Below are 19,966 nucleotides of genomic sequence, written 5' to 3'. Positions count from 1 at the left end.
GTATATGATGTACGTAAAATATACACTTATAGTGATTTAACAACCCCAACGGGCTTCTCATAATTAGGAGATTCATTGATATTTTCAAGATATTCTGTATACTGAACAGTATTTTGAGAATCTAGAACCAAGACCGCCCTAACTAGTAAATGCCACTCCTCCATGAGAACACCAAATGCTTTACCAAAACTATTATCATAATAGTCAGAAAGTAAAACGACATCTAATCCTTCAGCACCACACCACCGCGCCTGAGCAAATGGTAAATCAACTGATACAGTGATAACAACAGTATCCTCTAGTTCTGATAATTCCTTGTTAAATGTACGTGTTTGTGTTGAACATAAATCAGTCTCCAGTGAAGGAACAATTGAGATAACTTTCTTCTTCCCTTCAAACTCACTTAAACTTTTAAAAGTTAAATCACTTGACATTAGTGTAAAATCTGACATTGTATCACCAACATGCAGTTGTCTCTCTGCTGAAACTGTAACGGTTTTCCCAAAAAATGTTGTCATAGTATAATTCCTTTCTTAAGCAGTAGATTTATTTATTTCTACCTTCTATTCTCACTTTTTCTAACAAGTCCCTAATGCAATCTATGCATAACTTATCCTTCTAATTACTGAGCAAGTTCCTACCCCTACTTAATCATAAATACTTGAAACCTCTATTTTTTAATACGATATATATCTAGTCAGCAATAAGATCGATCAATCTATTGTTATCCTTTGTCATTAATATGATAACGGTATCTTTCACACCTTTTCTTTAAATTGTGTATCATAGACTAATTCCAAATCAATGACATTAATCCTAATTTCTAGTTTAATTACCAAATTAAGTCTATGTCCCTATATTTCATATTCCCCTCTAGAACTCGTAATCAGATTCTTCCATAATCTCTTCATTAGTTGAAGTTGATTTATTACTAGAGATGGATAGATGATGCCTGCGTAAGTTATTTAACCGATAATTTATTTCTTTCAACACCTCATCATTAAAACTAAATTGCTCTTTCAATCCAATCCCCATGAGAATATTATTAGCTTCCTGCAATATTAAGTTTTTGGCGATTTTTTTACTCTCCTTTAAATAATAGAAGTCACCAATTATATTAAGTCCAAGCTTTACGAAGTGGTTGACAGTTTCATAACACCATGCTTTGAACCGTTCAACCTCTTGCGGATCTGATTCTTTTAGTAGAAGCTTTACCTTATGACTAAAATAAAAGCAATGCAAGGACTCATTACGGATAATCATTTCCAACATAGTTCCGAGGTTATTAAATTCTTTATTAATCCATAACTCAAAAAGGTATGAAAGATAAGCATAGTTCAGAAGACCTTCTACACATAACGCTATGAACCTTTTTTTAACTAGACTCGATTCTCTATAAACGGTATTAATATCATTTAAATATTCCAGTACACGTGAGTCATTATCAACCCACTCAAATGACTTTTCAAGATTAATCTCTTTATCAAAGGTGAGCAATATTCGATTATAAGCTTTGGTATTGACCATCTCGATAAATTGAATATTATTTAAAATAGCAACTTCTTGTTGCGAACACTTACCATTTCGAACAATTTCACCTACCTCTATGGATTGATTGGTAGACAGATTCGTTAAAAGTATCAGTAAACGCCTTAACTGTCCTTGTTCCTCAAAATTAAGCTTTATCCAATTCGTAAAATCATTTTCAATTGGTATCCTGGTATCTAACCAAAACAGTGATGTAGCTCTTTCCCATACTGCATTGTCAAATTCATCCTCGACAATATTCCAGTTAATAGCCCTATAATATAAATAGTTTTTTGACATGGTATCTCCTTAAATCATGCAAGATTCACAATTATTTACACTGTTGAATTCGTCATCTTCCGTATATGTCCGAACATAGTAGAGTGACTTAATTCCTTTTGTCCAAGCATAATTACGAAGACGATTTAAGTCCCGAGTTGTTAATTTTAAACTTCCTTGCTTCTTCCATTCATAGATACCTTCAGGTAATACAGAACGCATGAAGAGTGTCAGACTCATTCCTTGATCAATATGTTGCTGAGCTTTAGCGTAAATATCAATAATTTTTCGTTGATCCATGTTGTAAGCCGTCTTATAATATCTAAGTGTTTTATTTGACAAGTATGGAGCAGGATAGAAGATTGAACCAACTTTTTTCTCTTGACGATTTTCAATTAATTGAGTAATTGGATGAAGAGATGCACTAGTCTCATTGATATAAGAAATAGAACCATTAGGAGCAATAGCTAGTCTATTTCGATGGTAGAGACCATCTTTCATGACATTTTCTTTTAATAACTGCCAATCTTCAATAGTTGGTAATAAAATATTTCCAAATATCTTTGCCACCTTTTCAGATGTAAAATGAAATTCCTTCGCTAGATAATGATCAAAATAGCTTCCATCAGCATAGCGAGAATATTCAAAATCATGAAAAGTTTCGTTCTTTTCCACTGCAATTTGGTGACTGGCCTTTAAAGAGTAATAGTTCATAGCCAGAAAGAAAGCATCTACAAATTCTAAGGCTTCATCAGATTCATAGTCAATACCATTAAGAGCTAAAACTGTATGAAGTCCCATTGCACCAAGCCCAATTGTATGATAGAGCGAATTTCCATTAGCCACAGTTGGAACTTCACTGATTGCACCCCGATCAGTAACAGTAGTGAGCGCCCGAATCGCATATTCTATAGACTTTCCAAAATCTTTAGCTTCCATAAGATTTACCATATTCATTGAACCAAGGTTGCAAGAAATATCGGTCCCCACCTTTTTATAACTTAAATCTGGATTTAATATAGACGGTTCTTGTGGTTGAAGGATTTCTGAGCAAAGATTACTCATAATAATTTTTCCTTTTACAGGATTAGTTCGATTAGCTGTATCAATATTTAAAATGTATGGATAACCAGATTCTTGTTGTAAACGTGAAATTTCCTGTTCTAATTCACGAGCATTAATTACAGTCTTTTCTATTTCACTATTAGCCACCATAGTATCGTACTCTTTCGTCAGATCAACATAAGAAAACGGGATACCATAAACTCGCTCAACGTGATAAGGATTAAAAAGATACATGGGTTGATTTGTTTTAAGCAATTCATAATATTTATCGGGTACTACTAACCCTAGTGATAATGTTTTAACTCGAATCTTCTCATCTGCATTTTCTTTTTTAGTAGATAGAAATTCTAAAATATCTTGGTGGAAAACATTAAGGTAAACTACTCCTGCACCATTTCGTTGTCCAAGTTGATTACTATAGGAAAACGAATCTTCCAGTAATTTCATAACAGGCAGCACACCCGAAGAAGTATTCTCAATTTCTTTTATAGGAGATCCTGTCGCACGTAGATTGGATAGATTAACCCCTACGCCTCCCCCTATTCTAGAAAGCTGTAAAGCTGAATTAATATTCCGACCAATCGATAGCATAGAATCATTAATATCAATAAGAAAACATGAAACCATTTCCCCCCGTCTCTTCTTACCTGCGTTTAGAAATGTTGGTGTTGCAGGTTGATATCTTTGGGAAATAAGTTCTTCAAGTATCTTATGAGCAAGATTCCTATCCCCATTCGCAAGATACAAAGCATTAAATACAGCACGGTCCTCAAAGTTTTCTAAGTAGTAGTTCAAATCATTTGTTTTCATTGCATACTGATTATAAAATTTATAGGCAGCCATAAAGCTTTTGAACTTAAAACCATAGTTATAGGCAAAGATAAACAGCTTTTTGACGAACTCTCTATTATTTTCACCATAAATACTAAGGACACTTTCATCAATATAATCATGACTAATTAAATAATCCAATTTTTCATCAATACTATCAAAGGTTTTCAAGTTATCCCTAATTTCTGTATTTAAATATTCCTCTAACGCCTCCCTGTCATAATGAAGTGGAATCTGTCCCTCTACTAGTACATTTAACATATTATTCAGAATAAAATAATCTTTTGTCATTTTAGTCTTCTTTCTATTTTTTATATTTTTACCTTTATTGATGTAAAAAATCCGATTTTTTACAAAAGAGATCAATGGAAAATACTAGGTCTTCTGTTAACGGAGAGAGTTTATACCATGTTTGGGGTTCAATAAATGGTGGTTGATTGCTAGTGTCATAAGTACACTCTCTGAGAACATCTCCATTCTCTCTTAATTCGAAAATCTTTATCTTTCCGGACCAAATAGTTAACTTTTCCCAAGTCCCATCTTTAATATGATGACTGTGCCGCAAGGTATGAGGCATATGATGTGGTGTCATATTAGGTAAGAGCCTATATGATACAAGCTCTGAACTGTATCTCCACTCTATTAACCTAGTATTCAATCGATTTGAAATGCGAATAACATCTTCCTCAGTTCCTCGTAATTCAAATTCATCTAATACTGGAAATCCAAATTCCTCAGAATACTGGTGAGCTGTCAGGCAGAATTGTTTATTAAAATTTCGATTACCACTTCCGATAATGCCCATACAATATTTACTATTTTCTTTATATGCAATAAGCCTACGGAGGGGTGTTGTTAATATTTCGATATTACCAGTAGTAACACCATTTCCTCCTTCAAGGTAGGCTGGTAGAAAAGCAAAGTAAGGTTCTTTGATTTCAAATTCCAATGATTCATTATTTTTTACTAGATCCTTGACATTAACATAATCCAATTTCTCTTGAAGTTCCTTCTGGAGATAATGATCTAATCTTTCAAGAAAATTAGTTGTATTCCCGCTAAGACTGATATAGTATATTCTAATCACTTGCATTTTTCCCTCCCAATATGTATAATTCCTATATACTGTATTTGATGTTAAAAACAGACACTACATATAGTGTTTTAATTATATATCTTTCCTAATTAAAAAAAATTGACCATGGTCAATTTTTTAGGAAATATAAAAGAATGCAAGGGAGATTAAAAATATGACAAAAATTGGCTGCGTTCATCGGGTTCCTCTTTTTAATAATCTTGCTTGCGATGAACAGAGTGAGGTTCAAAAATTGCTATATCATAAAACCTTTGAAAAGGGAGAAATTATTTTTTCTCCCAATGATCCAGAGCAGCTATCGATTATTTCAGCTGGTGCTATGAGAATCTATAAACTGAGCAAAACTGGTAAGGAACAGCTTATTCGTATTGTTAATGAGGGAGAATATGACGGAGAGAATTATCTCTTTGGTCTCTCAAATGATTCTCTTTATGGAGAGGCCATTAAAGAAACAAAAGTATGTATCCTATATAAGTCAGATTTCAATAAGTTAATCAATCTTTACCCACAATTAAGCTGCAAACTACTTCAATTAAATGCCTACAAATCTTTAGAGGTTGAGAAGCAACTGCAACTACTGGCAATTGATTCAATAGAGGATCGTTTAGCTACCTACTTCAGTCAGCTCTCTCTCCCTTCAGAGGTAATGACTGAAGAGACCATTACGATACCAGTCTCACTGAAAGAACTAGCCAGCTATCTGGCTACCAGTCCTGAAACTATGTCCCGTAAATTAAGAGCTTTTCAAGAAGAAGGATTAATAAATAGAAATGGAAAGAAAATTATACTATTTCGTTCTTTTTGGGATAAATTTGACTTTCTATAATTTTTATAAACTAAAGGATAGGTGTTACTTCTACCTATCCTTTAGTTTATTTCTTTGTTTCCTTATAAAATGGCAGTAATTCATCAAAACTTTTTAATAGATCATCAATTAACCGTTCTAATGAGTGGTCAGTCTCAATTGGAATATCCTGTTTAACCAAGACCTTACGAACCTCACCTGATTTGACCTGTTTTAGTAAACTCTTTCGATTTTCTTCTGTTGCATCCATTTTGAAACTTATACCATTTTTTTGTACAAAATAATACATGGCTCCAAAAGGAAGAAGATTCAAAACTTTATTTTGTTTCTCTAAACTGTTTTCAGACCTTCTTCTTTCTACAAAACTAACCTCAACGGAAATTCCGAAATTATCAGATTCCCCATATAGACGAATAGCCAATGCCGAATCATCCAAACCATCGGAAGGCAATCGGAAGTAACACCAAAAATGTGGACGACATAGCTGAGATTGATTCATCCATTGACTAACACGCTCTGCTTTAAATGGCTTTACCCTGTCTTCAAAAAATTTACTGATTAAACTGAATTCATCCCGGGCCTGTCGAGCTAGATCCCTTAACTCCATCATATACCGGCGATAATTACCAGCCTTTTCAGGCTTAATATATTTTTCTCCTCGATAGGGTAGATATTCCTTTAATTTGTCAAACGACATTTTTTACCTCATAAATCAAGTAAGCCATCTCCGTTAAGAATAATTATTCTTCTACCTGAACGTTTTATCAATCTATTATCCTCAAGAAATCTAAATTTTCTAGAAAGAGTTTCAGGGGTAGTTCCTATATATCTCGCGATATCAATCATCTTCATAGGTAAACTGAACTGATAATCATTCGCTACTTTTGACAAATCCAAGAGGTAGTTCGACAAACGTTCCTCAACACGCTCCATAGATAAAATCTGGGCCTGCTTCTCTACTTGAATCATCTTTTGCGCACTTAATTCAAATAATTTAAGAGCTATTTGTGGATTCCTAAGCATTACTTGATTAAAAGCTTGTTTGCTCAAGCTACAAATTTCAGTTGTTTCGAGAGCTTCACCAAAAAGCGTCTCGTTTTTTATACCAAACAACTGATTTTCACCCTCATAGCTACCTGGTTCAACGACCCGTAAAATCTGTTCATCACCATTTGTGGACAGTTGGAATACTTTCATACTTCCACGAGCTACAATATCTAGTTTTTCATCTCCTGGTTTGAAAATAATCTCATTTTTTTTAAATTGTTGGTGTCTCGCCAATTGATTGATTACAATCTGCTCATCTTCTGACAGATAATTAAATAATGGTACAAGTGTTACGCAAAGATGTTGAACCATGGATAACCTCTTTCTAATTGACGAAACCTACTCTTGAGATAATTCGACAAATTGTTTTAAGAGCTGATAGGTTTTAGTAAATGTCTCACAAACATCATCTGGAATCGCAAAATCTTTTGTGACACCCCTTAGTTCCGAAAATTCATTTGATAGGTCCATATTATTACCCTGAATTTTATGCTGAATTGTTTCATAAAGTTTGCGAACTTCAAAAACTTCTGGATGATTTTTCCCATGAGCTTTTGTGATAGCATTAGTATATAAATCAAGCATCTCATCATTTGCTTCAAAAAATTGTTTTAACATTACAACTTCCCCCCTATTATTTTTCTGATGCTTTTAGAACATCATAGCCAATTGCTCGTACTGCATTCGCAATTTCTTCAATATTTGTCAGACTTGTATCAAAATTTGCTTTTGCCTTGCTAGCGTTGAAGAGAACCTTAACACTGTTCTTATCAACACCTGCCACACTTTTAATGGCTCCCTCAATTTTTTGCATACATGTAGGACAAGCCAGTGTTTCAAGCTGTAGTATAGCTTTTTTCATCATCTTTACTTCCTTTCCTTATTATATCTTTAGTATAGTACAATATTTAGAATAAAAAATTGATTTATATCAAGAATCTCTATTTTCTTTTATATTTTAAAAGCCTCATAGCATTCAAAATAACCAGGAGAATGCTACCTTCATGAACAAACATGCCAATAGCCATATTCATCCACGAACTTGAGAGAACGCTGATAAGAAGAACTACTACGACTACCAATGAAATGAAGATATTTTCAATCATATTACGTCGTGTAGCTTTAGCCAATCCGATCGCATGAGGGATTCTGTGAAAATCCGAATTCATCAAAACAACATTTGAAGTTTCAATGGCAACATCTGTACCGTTTCCCATGGCAATTCCAATATCTGCCAAGGCCAATGATGGGCTATCATTAATACCATCTCCGACAAATGCTACTATTTCTCCACTTGCCTGACGTTTTCTCACAAATTCTGCCTTGTCCTCTGGTAGTAGATGACCATAAGCCTCGGTTAAGCCTAACTGACTAGCAACTAAATCAACTGTACCTTGATTATCTCCAGACAATAGAATGAGATTTTTTACTCCCATATTCTTAAGCGTCTCTAAATCCTCCTTGACTCCTTGTCTAATCTGGTCGCGAATCCCTACAACAAGAGCTATTTGTCCATCAATAGCAGTTAGGACAATTGAATTCCCTTCTGCTTCCATCCCTGCTATGTCGCTCTTCATCTGGTTAGTGAAAGGAATATTATATTGATTCATCAAATAAGAGTTCCCTACGAGAACTTGGTGATTTTGAATACGAGCAACAACTCCTCCACCTTGAACAACCTCTGTTGAGTCAATTACCTCTACTACAGAACCCGAGTAATGGTTCACAATTGCTTTCGCGAGCGGATGATCTGATTCTCTCTCAACACTAGCCAGTAAGCTCTCAGCAAGACTCCTATCACTGCTATAGTAGATTGTCTGTGCAACCTGAGGGTTACCATAAGTTAATGTTCCTGTTTTATCAAATAGCATTGTATCAACTTTACTAAAGTTTGTAATGACATCACTACCCTTAAATAAAATACCATGTCGTGCACCATTTCCAATCCCTGACACATTTGAAACTGGTACCCCAATAACCAATGCACCAGGACATCCAAGAACCAAAATAGTAACGGCTAACTCAATATTGCGACTAATAAGCCAAACGAGAATAGCAAGCACCAAAACTGCAGGTGTATAGTATTTTGAAAATTGATCAATAAATCTTTCAGCTTTTGATTTGGAGTCTTGTGCTTCTTCGACTAATTCAATAATTTTCCCAAAAGTTGTGTCTTCCCCAATTTTATCAGTACGAAGTTGTATGGTCCCATTTTCGAGAATAGTACCAGCGAAAACTTTATCTCCTAGACCTTTAGAGACTGGAATAGGCTCACCTGTTATGCTGGATTCATTTGTGGTACCAGCGCCAAATATAACTTCACCATCAACTGGAATCTTACCACCTGTTTTTACTATAAGAATGTCACCTTCTTCAACTTCTTCAACCGACACCTCTTCAAAGTCACCATTGTGTGCTTTCCGAAATGCAGTCTCTGGCACCAACTCGACAAGATTCTTAATCGCAGAACGTGTCTTGGCTAATGTTCTTTGTTCTAAGTATGCACCGAACAAGAAGAGAAAAGCTACAATAGCTGATTCTTCAAACTCTTTAATAACAAATGCCCCTAAAATAGCAAGGGTCACTAAAAGATCGATGCTAATGACCTTAACTCTAAGAGCTTGATAGGCTTGAACAAAAATTGGTAAACCGCCAACTAATGAAGCTACAAACAGTAGATAAGCTGATCCCTGCTCACTACTAAAAACCCATTTGGATGAAAAAGCAAGTATAATAAGAACACCAGTTATTGCTGTCAACCAATTTCGATAACCTGATAACCATTTTTGCATGATTTCTACCTCCCTTATTGTCTCTAGTATAAATGAGTATAAAAATATAAGAATTGATTTATATCAAGTTTTAAAAATACTAGAATGTCTAGATTGTTTCAAATACATCTAACTATGTTCAATTGATTTAATGATATTAATCATAGACTTATATCTTTATAATTCTATTCGGTTACGATAGTGTCAGTTCTAAAAATTTTGACTATAAAAAAACCTACCATTCTAGGTAGATTGTTGAAAAACGATCTTCTGTATATTTCCGAATCTTTATTTAAGAATTGCTTTAACACGTTCCTGCAAAACAGGAATAACCTGATCTAGAAACCAAGGATTTTTAGACTGCCAAATATTATTACGTGGCGAAGGGTGCACAAGGGGGAAAAATTCAGGTAGATATCTATCGAAATTCTTTACAGTATTGGTTAATTTTTCCGTCGATCTCTGTTTTAAGTAATATCGTTGAGCATAGGCACCAATCAAAAGTATTAATTGTTTATTTGGCATGAGATCTAATGTTTTCTTATGCCATTTTTCTGCAAATCCTTTCCTTGGAGGTAAGTCCCCCGTTTTACCTTTTCCAGGAAAATAATAATCCATTGCGACCACTGCAAAATAACCAGAATCATAAAAACATTCTCTATCAATACCTAACCATTCACGAAGCTTATTGCCGCTTAAATCATTGAAAAATATACCTAACTCTTGAGCACGAATACCCGGTGCTTGTGCTATGATTATAATTTGAGCAGTCTCTGGAGCAGAAAAAAGTGGTTTTATCCCTTTTTCTGTATATGAAATATTATCTTCATTGTACATGATTTCTTTTAAAAGTTTTGAATAGCTCATTCAAATCGTCCTTTCTCTTTATTACTATATTGTAGCATCTTTGTATGAGGGAAAACTTGATGCTTCTCAATTTTGTTAGCAAATTTCAATTTAAATTTTAAAAAATAATTTGACAAGTAAGTGATTATCCACTATAATAAAAAAAGTGAGTGATTACTCACTTACTTAGAAAGAGGCTCTTATGGAAAAATTATTAGATTTACAAGCAATCTCTAAAAACTTTGGGCAGCAGCTTGTTCTTGACAAGATCAATTTTGACTTGATAGCTGGTCAAATTATCGGTTTAATCGGCCCATCCGGTGCTGGAAAATCAACCATGATTAAAACCATGCTTGGGATGGAAAAGGCGGATCAGGGAGAGGCGCTTGTTCTAGGGCATCATATGCCCAACCGCTATGTCTTGGGAGAAATTGGTTATATGGCACAATCGGATGCCCTCTATGAGTCACTGACGGGTTTCGAGAATCTGCAATTTTTTGCCCGGATGAAGGGACTGTCTCGCGCTGAGATTCCTGAAGCCATTAAACATGTCTCACAAGTTGTCGAACTAACGGAGCACCTCAATAAGTCCGTTTCAGGCTACTCTGGCGGTATGAAACGTCGATTGTCTTTAGCCATTGCACTTTTAGGGAATCCTAGACTCCTCATTCTTGATGAGCCAACTGTTGGTATTGACCCTGCTCTGCGCCGTCAGGTTTGGAAAGAACTACATCAATTGAAGTCTGAAGGGGTTGGCATATTGATTACCACCCATGTCATGGATGAGGCGGAGCTGACAGATAAGGTTGGACTGTTGCTTGATGGCAAATTGATCGCCTTTAACAGCCCCATTGCCCTTAAGTCATCATATGGTGTCAATACAGTTGAGGAAGTTTTCTTGAAAGCAGAGGGAGAATTAGAATGAAGATTTTGGCCATTTCAAAAAAAGTATTCCTGGAACTATTACGTGATAAACGAACCCTGATCCTATTATTTATAGCGCCTGTTTTTATCATGTGGCTCATGAATGCTGCTTTTTCTGCTAATACTGAAACAAATGTCAGCATCGCGGCCGTCGATGTTTCCGATAGTATTGTCAAATCCCTAGACGATGTGAAACAAATTAAGGCCAAGGATTATAAAACAGAAAGCAAGGCAAATCAGGCTTTAGAAAATCAGACAGTCGATGCCGTCCTTATTTTCAAGGACGAAAACGACTACCAGGTAACTTATGCCAATACCGATCCCGGCAAAACAAACTTGACCCGTCAGGTCATAACGAGCACCCTCAAGCAAGCGCAAATTCAGGACCTAATCGAAAATCTCAAGAAGGCACAAGAAGCCAGTGCTCAAGCTGTTAAAAAGGCACAAAGCCAGTCTGGCAATTTACAAGCCAGCGATTCTAATGAAGTAAATATTGATCAAGCCGAAACAGAAGAAATTTATAGTTCTCAAGGTGATGATATCAACCTCTCTGAACAATATATTTATGGAGATGAGGACACCACTTTCTTTACCAAAATGACTCCTATTCTGATGGGCTTCTTTGTCTTCTTCTTTGTTTTTCTCATCTCAGGGATGGCTCTTTTGAAAGAACGTACCACGGGAACACTGGATCGCCTCCTAGCCACACCAGTCAAGCGATCTGATATCGTCTATGGCTACATGCTGGCTTACGGTTTTATTGCAGCACTTCAGACAGTTGTTATTGTCTTATCAACCATCTGGCTCTTGGATTTGGAAGTTCTTGGCAATATAGGAGATGTCATCATTGTCAATATTCTTTTTGCGCTAGTCGCTCTGGCATTTGGTCTCCTGCTGTCCACTTTGGCCAAGTCCGAATTCCAAATGATGCAATTTATCCCGCTTATTATCACTCCGCAACTTTTCTTTTCAGGTATTATTCCTTTAGATTCTATGACAGGCTGGGTGCAATCTATTGGGAAAGTACTCCCACTTTATTATGCCGGGAACGCCTTATCAAAAATTGTTCTGAACGGTACCAGCATTGTCTATCTTGGAAATGACCTACTTGTCCTTTCCTTGTTTCTAGTCATTTTAACAATTTTGAATATCGTTGGACTAAAACGCTACCGCAAGGTATAATAGAGAAGAAAAGAATGAGGTAATAATGGATAACAACACGATTTTGCATAGCTATCAGAATTGGCTGGAAGCACAAAAAATGCCTGCTGGAAAAAAGAAAACCCTTTCTGCTGCTATTGAACTGTTTTCGCGGCAAGGTTACAATGGAACTTCGACTGCCCAAATTGCAGAAAAAGCTGGTATTAGTCAGTCCACCATTTTTAAATATTTCAAAACCAAAGAGGAGCTTTTATCAGAAATTATTGAGCCTCTCATTCCTGAGTTGAAAAAAGAATTTCTGCCCAAATTGAAGACCTATAGTAAAATTGAAGATGTTGTTCACTTTATTGTCCAGAATCGTTTTCGTTTCTTAGCTCAAAATGCAGATATAATAAAAATAATACTTCAGGAAATCTTAGTTAATTCAGAACTACGTCAGAGTCTAATGGTTGCTATTCAAGATACTATTATTGATGATTTGAAAATGCAGCTAAACCGGTTACAAAATGATAACCCCAATATTGTTACTTATCAGGAAGATTGTGAGGTTATCCGAACAGGCTTAGGACTCCTATTTGCATACTTTTTTCAACGATTTGTTCTTGAAATTTCAACTCAGTCGGAGGAGGAAGATTTGAAGTGCATTGAAGAACAGCTTACTAAACTGATAACAACAAAAGTTTAATGAGATTATATCTACTATTTTTCAAAAACACCAAAGGATTAAATACTTTGGTGTTTTTCTCATTATTATTGGAGTTATATGTACTCAAATACTTTTTCTGCACTGCTTATGAGCTTATATATTTTATACCTGTTCAGAATTATACTATCATGATTCATCCTTTTATCAGAAACTTAAAATCGGACGAATTCTATTACCAATTCAAGTTTAAAAGATATTAAACTTATCTAGTAAAAAATCTTAGATATCTCTATTAACATCGCTATCTAAATCCAAAAATTCTTGAATATCTTGGACGTATTCAAGCACACCCTCAAACTCATATTTATCATTACGAACTGCTGCATAGGTGACATAGACAAATTTACGATTTTTTCTGACCTAAACCACATGCTTACCTTATCCCTTTCGCCATTTCGTAAGAGTGCAAAGATCTTTTTAACCTTATCCAAAACTTTCGGCGGATGACATAGTTCAACATTCCGACCAACTTGTGACGGTGTCCTCTTGAAAACCATCTCTTCAGCTGGTGTGCCATCATTATAATATTGGAAAATCTCATCTTTGTTGACAAAAGTAATTTCTAAAGGTAGATGGTTAAAAATAAGATTAGCCTGTTCAACTGATAGAAAACCATTTCCAAATGGGTGGAGTAGAACGATCTATAACAGTTTCCCTTTCTTTCGGTGCAAAGGAAATAGTAAACTGGCCTTCAGGGGTATCGATGACACGTGTGTTAGAAACAATTTCGGAATCCTCAGATTCAATATTTTCTACAAAATTCTCTCAAACAGGTACCCATTCCGCCGTGGGCTTAATTATGGCATAACCGTATGCATCACTTTCTCTAGCAACAGACAGCCAATCATCTTGAGTGAGTGTCTCAAGTAAAATCATAAGAAGAATGGACTCTTCCTTGAAAATCATCTCTTCAAATTCTAGAGCAAATCCTTCAAAATTCTTAGATACATCTTCAATAGATTCGTGAGGAATCCGACTGACATCAGATTGAACCACTTCGAATAATTCACGTATATTATCATCTAATCCCCACATTACTTTTGGAGGTGAATCATGTCCATGACCTTCCATAAGGGAAAAGAATAGTTTCTCTTTTCGTGTATAGTGATTATGAAACTGACTAAGCAGCGCCATTTGTTTATTAAGCACCTGAAGTAAATTAACTTGTATTTCTTGATTGTCAGGTTTAGAATAATTTTCAAATGCGGCGCTTCTTCACGATAGAGAATCTTAGGAACTTTATCCCCTCCTTGCATGGTTGTCAGCGTTGGAGAAAGCCCTGAAAGGTCATAGACTCGTCCAGTTTGGATGAAAGAGATTGGTAAAGTTCCTGCGACAACTACCCCATGTCGATCTCGGCTAGTTAAAGTAAACATCGTATCATCGTTCCCATTAAAGCGTCTCCCATGTTGGCGTTTTTCTAGTCTATCAGGGGTTAAAACTGGAATGGCAATTTTAGTTCCTTCACCTTTTCCTCTGGTTAAAGTTGGTGCTAGCCCACGTGATAAATAGACTTCTCTATTCATCCCTTTACCTGACGAATTAACATTACCTAATCGTTCAAGACCAGTTGAGCTCTTTTCTCATCGGAGAGGAAATAAGAATCGGGGACGGTATCTTCTAGAATGTCCTATAATAAAAATTCTTTCACGGTTTTGCGGCGCTTGGAAATCTTTACTGTTAAGCACCTGCCATTCGACATCATACCCCAACTCATCAAATTGAATGAGTCCTTTCTCCTCCATTTCAGAAACTATATTCTTTGCTTTCTCGATATCAATTCCCATGATAGCCATGAGATGATACATCCCAATTTGTCGTGATGACTGTTCATTCTTTTGCATTATTTTCCTCCTGAAAATAAAAAAAAGCGAGAACACTTATTAAATTGTTCTCGTGAAATTCTAGGCACCAAACTAGGCACCAAAAATTGATTATTTTTGCGTATTATTGCTTTACACTAAAATAACTTACAAAAGAGTAACATAGTAAAAGCCCTGATAAGTCAAGGCTTTTGGGCTATATTCCCTATTTTTTTATTTTGCAATTCCACATCGCTCCCATTCAACCATTGAATAATTGCCATGAGTGTATCATTCCTTTCGTAGCAAGGGTTTGAAGTCCTTGTGATGTATCTATAAAACAATTGAGACGTACTAAATAGTCAATTATTTTAATGTTTTAAAAGCTTAAACTGTATCTTTTCTATTGTACCATAAACTTAGAAGAAAAGGGAGGATCAAAAAAGCCATCCACAAAGGTAGATAGCTGATAATTGTTTATTTAGTAATAGTTGAATCCATGATAATGCTTTTTAGCTTGGAGGCATAGACAATTTGTCTCGTAATGTACTAGGAAATTACCTCACCTGTCCTCGTTTGTAGGAGTTGTTATAGACCTGAAAATCATGATCGTGCAGCGTCTCTGCTGCATCAGCCAACCAATTGACGTTTCGTATTAAACCGCGTCCCACTTGAATGAGATCAGCTTGTCCTGTTTGCAATAGATACTCACCTAACTCCGGATTATGTAACAAACCAACTGCTGTTACTGGAATGGAGACTGCTTGTTTGATTTGTGCTGAAAATGTAGCTTGATAGCCTCCATAAATAGGAATATTGGGCTTCACATCCATCAAACCACCCGTAGAAATATCTAAACAAGCCACCCCAAGTTCCTCTAGCCATTTGGCAATTTGTTGGTAATCTTGAAGAGTATTTTGTGTTCCTGTTTCATCATAAGCTGTTGCTGATAAACGCACCCAAATTGGTCCACAAAATACCGTTTTAACTCCTTCAATTATCTCCTTCAAAAACCGGAAACGATTTTCTAAAGTTCCGCCATATTCATCAGAACGTAGGTTAGTTAACGGCTCCAAAAACTCATTTACCAGGTAACCATGTGCACCATGTATTTCAATCATATCGTAACTAGCTTCTTGAGCTCTTCGAGCAGCAGATACAAAAGCTGACTGAACACGTTGAATATCGTCTAAGGTCATTTCTTTTGGTACTTGATATTCTTCACTGTACCCTACAGCACTTGGGCCGATTGGCTGTATAGCATCAGCAGCTTTTCGCCCACCATGGCTAAGCTGAATTCCAACTTTACTTCCAAATGATTTCAACTCCATTACTAAGTCCGCTAAGGCCCTACCTTGATGATCAGACCATATTCCCAAATCACGATTGGACAAGCGCCCATCTGGTTCTACCGCAGTAGCCTCTTGGATAATGAGTCCAACCCCACCAATCGCACGCGCCCCATAATGAACATGATGAAAAGCCGTGGGTAAGCCATCCTCATTTTTAACCTCGTACATGCACATAGGTGGCATAACCACACGATTCTTTAATGACAAACCTGCCATTTCAACTGGTGATAAGAGTAAAGACATAAGAACCTCCTTTAAATGCTAATATAGTCATTTGAATTAGCTTAGATGCATCGTCACTTTCGGCTTGCCGTACTCTAGTACTGTCTGCACCGTAGTTCCTTGTCTGAAAGCTAATTCATTCGACTATACTCAATTAAAATCACTAACTTTAATTAAATAATAGTATACCACGATTCTCGAAATCGTTGGAAAATGAAATAGAAAAACTCCTTGAAATACACAAGGAGCGAAAAATTAAGCTTTCCAACGTTGCGATTTTTTCAACATCATAGGATAACTTGCCTTCATAAAGAATTTAACAAGGGCATTACCTTGCCCGTTGGCAATCGCTGTTTTCCCCTTATTTACCATTTGTTCAAATGTAATATCAGGTTCAACAAATGCACCATTTACATAGCAATAGGAGCAATAAATCTGTGATCGACTCCCATCTTTTCACTTCCGCGGACATCTTGACCATGCAATTCAAGCGGCATAGAACAAGATTGACAAAATTTTTCCATAATCAATACTTCCCTTCTTTTAAGGATTCTATTTTTTAATAGAAAATAGGGGCCAATAGCAAGATAACCAACAAAGCTAAAATATGACCTACTGTCACCAGAATAAAGGAATACTTAAGCCCACGTTTCATACTTAGTCTTGATAGATTATGGAAGGTAATCATCACACCAGACTGAGGCACTACTGTCAAGATAGCTGACGCAACAACTACCACACGATGAAGCAATTCTGGATTGATACCCATTTCCATATAAGTAGGCAAAAAATGACTGGAGGCGATACCAACAGCCCCTGATGAAGAGCCAATAATACCACTAACCAATGCTGTCGAGACAGACAAACTAATCAATGGGGAGCCAGGAATTTGTTGAATCCATTCTTGTATAACAGCAAATCCAGCAGACAGGGTTAACACTGTCCCAAAAGCTACAGTACTAGAAGTCGCAAATGCTGGTACAACAGATGCTATGGTTGCAGTATTCAAAATCTCTTTTTGGTTTGGTAAGTATGGAAAGAAAATCAAGGCTGATAGGATGATAGAGACAAGTAATCCAATTGCTAAGACATTGGGAGTTTGGTTCATAAGGAAAATCGTTCCAATCAAACTCACTAAAGGCAAAACTGATAGAAACAGATTTGGTGCCTTATCAGCTAATGCTACTGAAGTATCATCCTCTTCCTCTGTATAAGTTTCTCCATTAGCTAGACTTTTCTTTAAACAATAGGCCATATAGAGCATTCCGAATACTAATAGTGTTAAACTAGCTGCCAAACTGATAACTGGTGCCGCTGTCAAACTGGTTCCTAATACCTTTGTTGGAATAACATTTTGAATAGAGGGGGCACCTGGTAAAGTAGTCATTGTGTAGGTCCCTGCTCCCAAAAAGACCGGTAGCGGAAAAAGCGCCCAGTTAATATTTAATTCCTTAAAAAGGGGGCGAGACAAGGGGAGTAAAGTAAAAATCACTACAAAGATACTCACGCCACCATAGGTTAAAATAGAAGCAATCAATGTAATAGCCAACAAACCTTTATAAGGACTATCTTTGCCCATCACTTTTAAAATACTATTAGCGATCGTCTGCGTAGCTCCACTTGCTTCCATATACCGGGCTAAAATAGACCCTAACATAAAAATAGCAAAATTATTGATTAAAAAACCAGCTAAACCAGCCATATAAGACTGCTCTTTCCCCAACATGACTTCCAAAACATTCATTTGGTTTGTCAAGATAATGATTAAACTAGCAAGCGGGGCAGCGATAATCACATGTAAGTTCTTTGATGTCCAATAAATAATGGCAATAATAGCCAATAACACTCCTAAAGTCGCTAAAACTGTCATAAATCTCTTAAAACGTATCTCCTTTTCTCATTTTGTCCCCCAAGATCTCTTAACAATTCTCCAACTGTCTTGTTTAAACCAGGGTGGCGATAATCTATCGCTATATCAGAAAGTGGCTTAAGTACAAAGCCACGCTCATGGGCATAGGGGTGAGGAACGATTAAATTCTCCTCCTGAATCATTTCCTTATTCCAGAACACGATATCCAAATCAATGGTTCGTTGACCCCATTTTTCAATCCTTACTCTGTCTAGGGCCAGTTCGATCTCCTGACAAAGACTGAGAAAATCTTCTGCTGGCAAATTGGTATATACCGAACAAGCTAAATTTAGGAAATCTGCTTGATCTGTCTTTCCCCATGCTGGAGTTTCATAAATGGGGGAAACCAAACCAAGTTGGCAGTCTGGATGGTTGTCTAATTGCTCCAAAGCGGCTTGCAAATAAGCCAGTCTGTCCCCCATATTGCTCCCAATGCTCAGATAGGCCTGATGTTTCATGGTCGCTCACGCTCCAATTCAATCCCAACAGCATCATAATGGCCAGCAATTGGTGGATTTTCCTTGTAAATGGCCAAACGAATCTTTTCCACTTTTGGAAACTGACTAAAAATTTCTTGGCAAATGATACCTGCTACCTTTTCAATAAGAAGATAAGGCTTTCCCTCCACGACTGCCTTAATCGTTTCAAAAACCATACCATAGTGAACTGTATCTTCTAAATTGTCAGTTTTTGAGGCCGCAGTTAGGTCAACAAACAAATCACAGTCTACAGTGAAAATTTGACCAAGGACCTGTTCTTCCTTAAAAGCTCCATGATAGCCATAAAATCGACATTTTTTCAGCGAAATCTTATCCATTCTGCCCTCCTGCAGTTAACTGAGCCCAAACTTTTACAATATCTCTGTTGGCTGCCACATTATGAACACGGACCATTTTGCATCCCTTTTGCACTGCCCATGCAGACAGGGCTGCTGTTGCTTGATCACGGTCAACAGGTAAACTATTTCCACCTATTAGGTAATCAACCACCCTTTTGCGAGAAATACCAAACAATACTGGGTAACCAAGACTGGTAATTTGGTTCAATCCGTGTAGAAGGTCCAGATTATGTTGGACATTTTTTGAAAAACCAAATCCAGGATCCAACCAAATGTTATCTGCTGCAACTCCAGCCTCTATGGCTGCTTGCGCACGCTCCACCAGAAAGTTTTTTACTTCTCCTACAATATCGTCATAGACTTCTTCTTTTTGATTGTGCATGAGAATGATTGGTACTTTATACTCTGCGGCTAAAGCCAACATATCCCCATCATAAAGTCCAGCCCAAACATCATTCAAGATATCCGCACCCGCTTCTAAGGCTGCACGGGCCGTGCTCGTTTTATAGGTGTCAATGCTGACCAAACAATCGTAATTTTCTTTTATTGCACGGATAATCGGAACCACTCGTGCGATCTCATCTTCTTCAGACACAAATGTTGCACCAGGTCGCGTGGACTCCCCTCCAACATCGATGACAGTCGCTCCTTCCAACAACAACTTTTCAACTTGGGCTAGAGCAGACTCAATTTCATTATAGTTACCACCATCTGAAAAAGAATCCGGTGTCACATTGAGTATTCCCATAATTGATATTTGATGGGCTAATTGTTCAATAGACATA

Annotated in this window: 22 protein-coding genes and 2 pseudogenes; 4 read left to right on the top strand and 20 right to left on the bottom strand. The window is 36.6% G+C overall.

The window, feature by feature from the left end; all coding sequences use genetic code 11:
- Window positions 1–26: 26 nt before the first annotated feature.
- The 5 genes and pseudogenes from tpx to nrdI form a co-directional block, all read right to left on the bottom strand.
- Window positions 27–518 carry a thiol peroxidase gene (gene tpx, locus ACPC58_RS00470; protein WP_434064917.1) on the bottom strand — a complete coding sequence of 164 codons (492 nt, stop codon included), beginning with the start codon at window positions 516–518 and terminating at the stop codon, window positions 27–29.
- Between the two features lie 355 nt (window positions 519–873).
- Window positions 874–1,827 carry a ribonucleotide-diphosphate reductase subunit beta gene (locus ACPC58_RS00465; RefSeq protein WP_434064916.1) on the bottom strand — a complete coding sequence of 318 codons (954 nt, stop codon included), beginning with the start codon at window positions 1,825–1,827 and terminating at the stop codon, window positions 874–876.
- A 9-nt stretch (window positions 1,828–1,836) separates the two neighbouring features.
- A complete protein-coding gene (gene nrdE, locus ACPC58_RS00460; RefSeq protein ID WP_434064915.1) occupies window positions 1,837–3,993 on the bottom strand; it encodes a class 1b ribonucleoside-diphosphate reductase subunit alpha in 2,157 nt (718 codons plus the stop codon).
- 34 nt (window positions 3,994–4,027) lie between these two features.
- Complete coding sequence (locus ACPC58_RS00455) at window positions 4,028–4,294, bottom strand: DUF1971 domain-containing protein (protein WP_318151021.1); 267 nt, start codon at window positions 4,292–4,294, stop codon at window positions 4,028–4,030.
- Window positions 4,295–4,357: 63 nt separating this feature from the next.
- Window positions 4,358–4,795, bottom strand: a pseudogene (nrdI, locus tag ACPC58_RS00450) (class Ib ribonucleoside-diphosphate reductase assembly flavoprotein NrdI); the annotation flags it as partial.
- 157 nt (window positions 4,796–4,952) lie between these two features.
- Here nrdI and ACPC58_RS00445 point away from each other — a divergent pair.
- On the top strand, window positions 4,953–5,624 hold the full coding sequence (locus tag ACPC58_RS00445; protein WP_289648719.1) for a Crp/Fnr family transcriptional regulator: 672 nt from the start codon (window positions 4,953–4,955) through the stop codon (window positions 5,622–5,624).
- Window positions 5,625–5,670: 46 nt separating this feature from the next.
- Here the strand turns inward: ACPC58_RS00445 and ACPC58_RS00440 are convergent, their stop codons facing one another.
- The 6 genes from ACPC58_RS00440 to ACPC58_RS00415 all read right to left on the bottom strand — a co-directional run bounded on the left by ACPC58_RS00440 (window position 5,671) and on the right by ACPC58_RS00415 (window position 10,288).
- Window positions 5,671–6,300, bottom strand: coding sequence for a hypothetical protein (locus tag ACPC58_RS00440; protein ID WP_434064914.1), 630 nt, complete (start codon window positions 6,298–6,300; stop codon window positions 5,671–5,673).
- Window positions 6,301–6,308: 8 nt separating this feature from the next.
- Window positions 6,309–6,962, bottom strand: coding sequence for a Crp/Fnr family transcriptional regulator (locus tag ACPC58_RS00435; RefSeq protein ID WP_434064913.1), 654 nt, complete (start codon window positions 6,960–6,962; stop codon window positions 6,309–6,311).
- Between the two features lie 27 nt (window positions 6,963–6,989).
- Window positions 6,990–7,268 (bottom strand): hypothetical protein, encoded by a 279-nt coding sequence (locus ACPC58_RS00430; protein ID WP_031367081.1) that lies wholly within the window; start codon window positions 7,266–7,268, stop codon window positions 6,990–6,992.
- Between the two features lie 16 nt (window positions 7,269–7,284).
- A complete protein-coding gene (locus ACPC58_RS00425) occupies window positions 7,285–7,512 on the bottom strand; it encodes a heavy-metal-associated domain-containing protein (RefSeq protein ID WP_171989977.1) in 228 nt (75 codons plus the stop codon).
- A 79-nt stretch (window positions 7,513–7,591) separates the two neighbouring features.
- The gene (locus ACPC58_RS00420) at window positions 7,592–9,442 is read right to left on the bottom strand and encodes a heavy metal translocating P-type ATPase (protein ID WP_312950677.1); all 1,851 of its coding nucleotides are present in this window, start codon (window positions 9,440–9,442) and stop codon (window positions 7,592–7,594) included.
- Window positions 9,443–9,709: 267 nt separating this feature from the next.
- Complete coding sequence (locus ACPC58_RS00415; protein WP_434064912.1) at window positions 9,710–10,288, bottom strand: uracil-DNA glycosylase family protein; 579 nt, start codon at window positions 10,286–10,288, stop codon at window positions 9,710–9,712.
- 181 nt (window positions 10,289–10,469) lie between these two features.
- Between ACPC58_RS00415 and ACPC58_RS00410 the strand changes: the two genes are divergently transcribed.
- The 3 genes from ACPC58_RS00410 to ACPC58_RS00400 are packed head-to-tail and all read left to right on the top strand — an operon-like array spanning window position 10,470 to window position 13,037.
- Complete coding sequence (locus ACPC58_RS00410; RefSeq protein ID WP_171989970.1) at window positions 10,470–11,192, top strand: ABC transporter ATP-binding protein; 723 nt, start codon at window positions 10,470–10,472, stop codon at window positions 11,190–11,192.
- Window positions 11,189–12,373, top strand: a complete 1,185-nt coding sequence (locus ACPC58_RS00405; RefSeq protein ID WP_434064911.1) for an ABC transporter permease — start codon at window positions 11,189–11,191, stop codon at window positions 12,371–12,373. The genes ACPC58_RS00410 and ACPC58_RS00405 overlap by 4 nt, the downstream gene beginning before the upstream one ends.
- Before the next feature lie 25 nt (window positions 12,374–12,398).
- Window positions 12,399–13,037, top strand: a complete 639-nt coding sequence (locus ACPC58_RS00400) for a TetR/AcrR family transcriptional regulator (RefSeq protein WP_217375166.1) — start codon at window positions 12,399–12,401, stop codon at window positions 13,035–13,037.
- Window positions 13,038–13,303: 266 nt separating this feature from the next.
- Here the strand turns inward: ACPC58_RS00400 and ACPC58_RS00395 are convergent, their stop codons facing one another.
- The 9 genes and pseudogenes from ACPC58_RS00395 to folP all read right to left on the bottom strand — a co-directional run bounded on the left by ACPC58_RS00395 (window position 13,304) and on the right by folP (window position 19,965).
- Window positions 13,304–13,594 (bottom strand): PAS domain-containing protein, encoded by a 291-nt coding sequence (locus ACPC58_RS00395; RefSeq protein ID WP_434064955.1) that lies wholly within the window; start codon window positions 13,592–13,594, stop codon window positions 13,304–13,306.
- 229 nt (window positions 13,595–13,823) lie between these two features.
- On the bottom strand, window positions 13,824–14,129 hold the full coding sequence (locus ACPC58_RS00390; RefSeq protein ID WP_434064910.1) for a hypothetical protein: 306 nt from the start codon (window positions 14,127–14,129) through the stop codon (window positions 13,824–13,826).
- Window positions 14,130–14,251: 122 nt separating this feature from the next.
- A pseudogene (locus tag ACPC58_RS00385) lies at window positions 14,252–14,782 on the bottom strand (DNA cytosine methyltransferase); the annotation flags it as partial.
- 635 nt (window positions 14,783–15,417) lie between these two features.
- Entirely contained in the window at window positions 15,418–16,455 is a 1,038-nt protein-coding gene (locus ACPC58_RS00380; protein WP_277836959.1) for an NADH:flavin oxidoreductase/NADH oxidase, read from the bottom strand.
- A gap of 234 nt (window positions 16,456–16,689) precedes the next feature.
- On the bottom strand, window positions 16,690–16,869 hold the full coding sequence (locus ACPC58_RS00375; protein ID WP_434064954.1) for a zinc ribbon domain-containing protein: 180 nt from the start codon (window positions 16,867–16,869) through the stop codon (window positions 16,690–16,692).
- Between the two features lie 124 nt (window positions 16,870–16,993).
- Window positions 16,994–18,304 (bottom strand): GntP family permease, encoded by a 1,311-nt coding sequence (locus ACPC58_RS00370; protein ID WP_434064909.1) that lies wholly within the window; start codon window positions 18,302–18,304, stop codon window positions 16,994–16,996.
- Window positions 18,301–18,801, bottom strand: coding sequence for a 2-amino-4-hydroxy-6-hydroxymethyldihydropteridine diphosphokinase (gene folK, locus ACPC58_RS00365; protein ID WP_434064908.1), 501 nt, complete (start codon window positions 18,799–18,801; stop codon window positions 18,301–18,303). The genes ACPC58_RS00370 and folK overlap by 4 nt, the downstream gene beginning before the upstream one ends.
- Window positions 18,798–19,160, bottom strand: coding sequence for a dihydroneopterin aldolase (folB, locus tag ACPC58_RS00360; RefSeq protein ID WP_130555304.1), 363 nt, complete (start codon window positions 19,158–19,160; stop codon window positions 18,798–18,800). The genes folK and folB overlap by 4 nt, the downstream gene beginning before the upstream one ends.
- Entirely contained in the window at window positions 19,153–19,965 is an 813-nt protein-coding gene (gene folP, locus ACPC58_RS00355; RefSeq protein WP_277844589.1) for a dihydropteroate synthase, read from the bottom strand. The genes folB and folP overlap by 8 nt, the downstream gene beginning before the upstream one ends.
- Between the last annotated feature and the right edge of the window lies 1 nt (window position 19,966).

It is taken from the genome of Streptococcus sp. VTCC 12905, from assembly GCF_049893385.1.
Classification (GTDB): Bacteria; Bacillota; Bacilli; order Lactobacillales; family Streptococcaceae; genus Streptococcus; species Streptococcus suis_AA.
The sequence above is the reverse complement of the archived record's forward strand: the minus strand, read 5'-3'. Positions and strand labels throughout refer to the sequence as shown.

Excerpts from the sequence above, each read along its gene's own strand:
- ACPC58_RS00410 (WP_171989970.1), top strand. The coding sequence starts at position 10,470 with ATGGAAAAATTATTAGATTTACAAGCAATCTCTAAAAACTTTGGGCAG.
- tpx (WP_434064917.1), bottom strand. The coding sequence starts at position 518 with ATGACAACATTTTTTGGGAAAACCGTTACAGTTTCAGCAGAGAGACAA.
- ACPC58_RS00415 (WP_434064912.1), bottom strand. The coding sequence starts at position 10,288 with ATGAGCTATTCAAAACTTTTAAAAGAAATCATGTACAATGAAGATAAT.
- ACPC58_RS00440 (WP_434064914.1), bottom strand. The coding sequence starts at position 6,300 with ATGTCGTTTGACAAATTAAAGGAATATCTACCCTATCGAGGAGAAAAA.
- ACPC58_RS00435 (WP_434064913.1), bottom strand. The coding sequence starts at position 6,962 with ATGGTTCAACATCTTTGCGTAACACTTGTACCATTATTTAATTATCTG.
- ACPC58_RS00425 (WP_171989977.1), bottom strand. The coding sequence starts at position 7,512 with ATGAAAAAAGCTATACTACAGCTTGAAACACTGGCTTGTCCTACATGT.
- ACPC58_RS00455 (WP_318151021.1), bottom strand. The coding sequence starts at position 4,294 with ATGACACCACATCATATGCCTCATACCTTGCGGCACAGTCATCATATT.
- ACPC58_RS00420 (WP_312950677.1), bottom strand. The coding sequence starts at position 9,442 with ATGCAAAAATGGTTATCAGGTTATCGAAATTGGTTGACAGCAATAACT.
- ACPC58_RS00390 (WP_434064910.1), bottom strand. The coding sequence starts at position 14,129 with ATGGAAGGTCATGGACATGATTCACCTCCAAAAGTAATGTGGGGATTA.
- ACPC58_RS00445 (WP_289648719.1), top strand. The coding sequence starts at position 4,953 with ATGACAAAAATTGGCTGCGTTCATCGGGTTCCTCTTTTTAATAATCTT.
- folB (WP_130555304.1), bottom strand. The coding sequence starts at position 19,160 with ATGGATAAGATTTCGCTGAAAAAATGTCGATTTTATGGCTATCATGGA.
- folK (WP_434064908.1), bottom strand. The coding sequence starts at position 18,801 with ATGAAACATCAGGCCTATCTGAGCATTGGGAGCAATATGGGGGACAGA.
- ACPC58_RS00405 (WP_434064911.1), top strand. The coding sequence starts at position 11,189 with ATGAAGATTTTGGCCATTTCAAAAAAAGTATTCCTGGAACTATTACGT.
- nrdE (WP_434064915.1), bottom strand. The coding sequence starts at position 3,993 with ATGACAAAAGATTATTTTATTCTGAATAATATGTTAAATGTACTAGTA.
- ACPC58_RS00465 (WP_434064916.1), bottom strand. The coding sequence starts at position 1,827 with ATGTCAAAAAACTATTTATATTATAGGGCTATTAACTGGAATATTGTC.
- folP (WP_277844589.1), bottom strand. The coding sequence starts at position 19,965 with ATGTCTATTGAACAATTAGCCCATCAAATATCAATTATGGGAATACTC.
- ACPC58_RS00380 (WP_277836959.1), bottom strand. The coding sequence starts at position 16,455 with ATGTCTTTACTCTTATCACCAGTTGAAATGGCAGGTTTGTCATTAAAG.
- ACPC58_RS00430 (WP_031367081.1), bottom strand. The coding sequence starts at position 7,268 with ATGTTAAAACAATTTTTTGAAGCAAATGATGAGATGCTTGATTTATAT.
- ACPC58_RS00400 (WP_217375166.1), top strand. The coding sequence starts at position 12,399 with ATGGATAACAACACGATTTTGCATAGCTATCAGAATTGGCTGGAAGCA.
- ACPC58_RS00370 (WP_434064909.1), bottom strand. The coding sequence starts at position 18,304 with ATGACAGTTTTAGCGACTTTAGGAGTGTTATTGGCTATTATTGCCATT.